Below are 3479 nucleotides of genomic sequence, written 5' to 3' on the forward strand. Positions count from 1 at the left end.
GCGGCGGCGCATATCCTGGACATTCTTCTCGACGACACCTTTCTCCCAGCCGGAAGCTACATTGCAGAAATCAGGATCGAACAGGTAATGTGCCGTCATCGCGAAGAAGCGCGTATTTACCACACGCCCGTTACCTTTGGACACCTTGTCCACAGCCGTCTTCATGTTGTCGTAAATGCCGCGTTGCGGCACGCCGCCAAAAGCTGTAAATGCACGGGTATGCGCATCGAACAGCATTTCGTGACTTTGTGACGGATAGCCCGACAACATGAAGGCACGACTGGCACATAGTTTGGTATGTGCAGCCAACACTTTACGGTGGGTGCCACCGATCACCAGCCATTCTTCACTCCAGTCAAACTGAAAGGCTTCACCCAACGTAAACTTCAGCGGTACATACGCCGTTTTACCCTGCCCGCCTTGATTGCGCCAGTTGCGAACAAAGTCACAAACAATTGTATAACCGCCAACATAGCCATCCTTTCTGATTTCCTGGAACAGCATCCTGGCAGTGCGCCGGTCTTTCCTGGGGCGGCGAGCATCCGCTTCCAGCGCCAATAACAATCGAGATTCAAACGGTGTCAGCTTGCCGGGCTTCTTCGCTCTGTGATATTTCACTGCGCTGTCACTTGGCGCTTTCAACCACTTTTTTATTGTGTTCCGCGACAGACTTGTGCGCCGTTGAATCTCATTAATCGACAAATGTTCACGGTAAAACATCCGACGTATCTTTGCATACATAACCATGGTAATCACCTCTTAATTTCTCCTGCTTAAAATTTAGGCAGGATACGTGAATTACCTGGTCAATTTTCAACCGGTACAACTAGCCTTTTCTGGTCAATTTTCGACCGGTGTCAACACTTTCAGATGTCATATCATAGATTCCAGCGCCCTCAGGATTAAGCGCGCAACTGCCAGTGTAAGAAATAGACCTGTCTAATAAATCTTCACTGCTTACACTTGTTGAAATAGATATTGTTGTGCATTGAGTGTCCTGCCAAGTAAATCTGTCTAAAATATTATTTGTATCTTTGGAATGATTGACCCATTGACACCCAAGGGCTGCATTGATGTCGGCAACACTCATGCCTGTGCTAAGTTGCCCAAGTGTTGCTTCACTGAAGCTGTTTCCGCATTGAAATGGCAGGGATTCTTCAGTGCCTGTTAATAAATAGGTGCCGTTTGCGTTTAGTTTTATAACAACATCAGTATAGGTTTTTTCGCCATCGAAGACTGCTGGTAAACGCAATTCCTGACTTGCAGTATCAAATGTAGCGGCAAACAAAGTCGTCCATAGAAATAAGGAAAACACTCCTACAGCAATTTTAAGAAGTCGGATATTAGAAAAATTCATATTTTTGATTTTATTTTGCATGTCGATTGAGTTTTTATTTGGTTAATAAATGTTCGCAGTCCGTTATTTATCGTAATCACTAATGGGTCATAAGTTCGCACCGTGAGCGAACTGCACTCGGTAGGCCAAAAGCCGCAAAGGCTTGTGCCTTCAATTTAAGGGCAAAGAATATCAATACCTTAATTGCCATAAGTTTACCTCAAAACCTGACCTGTAACCGATTGATTGCAAGGGTCAGTGTGTAGTCGATCTCCTTCGATGCTTTATTCTGTTAAACGTCTCCTGCAAGAATCCCGTACCAGAATGAATTGCCGTTGGCGCTTAGAAGATTATATTCAAGTGTCACGATATATCGTTCAAGTGAGTTAAATAGAAACAAATTACATTTTATGTATTTTTCGTTATTTAAATTCTTGTATGTTTCATGGACATGAGTTAATCTTATATAGCTAACATAATTGCAGACAAACGTTACTTACAGGATGAGATGGATTTAAAAACCCGCATAGGACGCCGCGTAAAAAGCTCCATTGTTGGTGGTGAGAGCTATAACGCTTATATTCCCCAGCCTTTACCACCGGAGCCACCTATTGACATAGGCAATCTCTATCCACTGCTGGATCAGGCCAATACGGCTTTGGGCCGTCTGGACGGCATGAGCATGGTTTTGCCAAATCCATCCCTATTCCTCTATATGTATATTCGTAAAGAGGCCGTCCTGTCCTCACAGATTGAAGGGACGCAATCTTCGCTCTCCGATCTCTTGTTATTTGAAAATGAGGAAGCGCCGGGTGTGCCGCTCGATGATGTCAGGGAAGTTTCCTGTTACGTATCGGCCATGAGTTACGGATTGGAGCGTTTAAAGGATTTTCCTTTATCCTTGCGCCTTATCCGTGAAATTCATGCCAAGCTCATGGATAATGCGCGCGGCGGAAATAAACATCCTGGAGAATTCAGAACATCACAAAACTGGATTGGCGGTTCGCGCCCCGGCACAGCTTCCTTCGTTCCGCCGCCGCCTGAATATTTGATGGAATGTCTGGATAATTTTGAAAAATTTTTGCACGACGAAAATACAAAATTACCCGTCCTTATCAAAGCCGCACTCATTCATGTGCAGTTTGAAACCATCCACCCTTTCCTTGACGGCAACGGGCGTTTGGGGCGGCTCTTAATTACGTTTATTTTATGTACACACGGCATATTAAAAGAGCCGCTTTTATATCTCAGTCTGTATCTCAAAACCAACCGCCGGGATTATTACAACCATCTGCAATCCGTAAGAGAAACTGGTGATTGGGAGGCATGGATCGGCTTCTTTTTGCAAGGCGTGATCGATACGGCTAATCAGGCCACGCAAACGGCGCAAGCAATAGTTCAGCTTTTTAACACGGACAGGCAGGATATTGAACAATCCGGCAAAACCACGGCAGCGTTGCTGACCATCCACAATTACCTGCAAAACAATCCGATCACCACAACAACAAAGATCAAAGCCGCTTGTGATATTTCATTGCCGACCGTTCTACGCAATCTGTCCACGCTGGAAGAACTTGGTATTGTGAAAGAAATTACCGGGAAAGAGCGGCACAAAGTCTTTGTGTACAGTCAATATCTTGCCTTGCTGAACAAAGGAACAGAACCGATTGGATAACTGGTCATTTGTTCACATACGGGTTTGGTGCTGACAGGCACCGCAATCTCCCCAAACCCTGTGCGTAATAAAACGGCGCTCACGTTTTGGTGGTGCATGATGGCTCAATGCCTGATATGCACCACACAGCCGGGGGTATGCAACAGGGGCGCGCAGCGGGCCCCTTTGCCAAGCGCGTTGGACGGAAAATCGAAGATTTTGTAGTACAACGCACATCTTGCGTAAAACGGGAAGCAATGTAGGACAGTCAACGCTTTGTATTACAAAAATGAAATGCGTTCACATAAGAGCCAATACAGGGACTGTAAATTAAACTGTGTAACTGTCTGGGTTAAACCTAAATTCCTCAGTTAGCTGGAATCAAATGCCAACGTAGCGGGAAATGAATCAAGAAATTGTGATTTCTGGGGTTTGCTGGCAATAATTTTACTGATGATATAACGCACCAAGGCTGGCCAGCGACCTGCT

Annotated in this window: 4 protein-coding genes; 2 read left to right on the forward strand and 2 right to left on the reverse strand. The window is 45.2% G+C overall.

Translation table 11 applies throughout. The annotated features are described in order from the left end of the window. Together istA and BMY60_RS14770 are read right to left on the reverse strand one after the other, a co-directional pair. The coding region (gene istA, locus BMY60_RS14765) for an IS21 family transposase (protein WP_143057481.1) at positions 1 to 747 on the reverse strand (747 nt) is incomplete at its 3' end. Positions 748 to 826: 79 nt separating this feature from the next. Then, positions 827 to 1378: a hypothetical protein gene (locus BMY60_RS14770; protein ID WP_090334661.1), complete on the reverse strand. Its 552-nt coding sequence runs from the start codon at positions 1376 to 1378 to the stop codon at positions 827 to 829. 466 nt (positions 1379 to 1844) lie between these two features. Here BMY60_RS14770 and BMY60_RS14775 point away from each other — a divergent pair, with 466 nt between their 5' ends. Both BMY60_RS14775 and BMY60_RS16455 read left to right on the forward strand, forming a co-directional pair. After that, positions 1845 to 3011, forward strand: coding sequence for a Fic family protein (locus tag BMY60_RS14775; protein WP_090334663.1), 1167 nt, complete (start codon positions 1845 to 1847; stop codon positions 3009 to 3011). Positions 3012 to 3118: 107 nt separating this feature from the next. Continuing rightward, the gene (locus BMY60_RS16455; protein WP_256251015.1) at positions 3119 to 3253 is read left to right on the forward strand and encodes a hypothetical protein; all 135 of its coding nucleotides are present in this window, start codon (positions 3119 to 3121) and stop codon (positions 3251 to 3253) included. Positions 3254 to 3479: the final 226 nt, after the last annotated feature.

Source organism: Nitrosomonas sp. Nm51 (genome assembly GCF_900111165.1).
Lineage (GTDB): Bacteria > Pseudomonadota > Gammaproteobacteria > Burkholderiales > Nitrosomonadaceae > Nitrosomonas.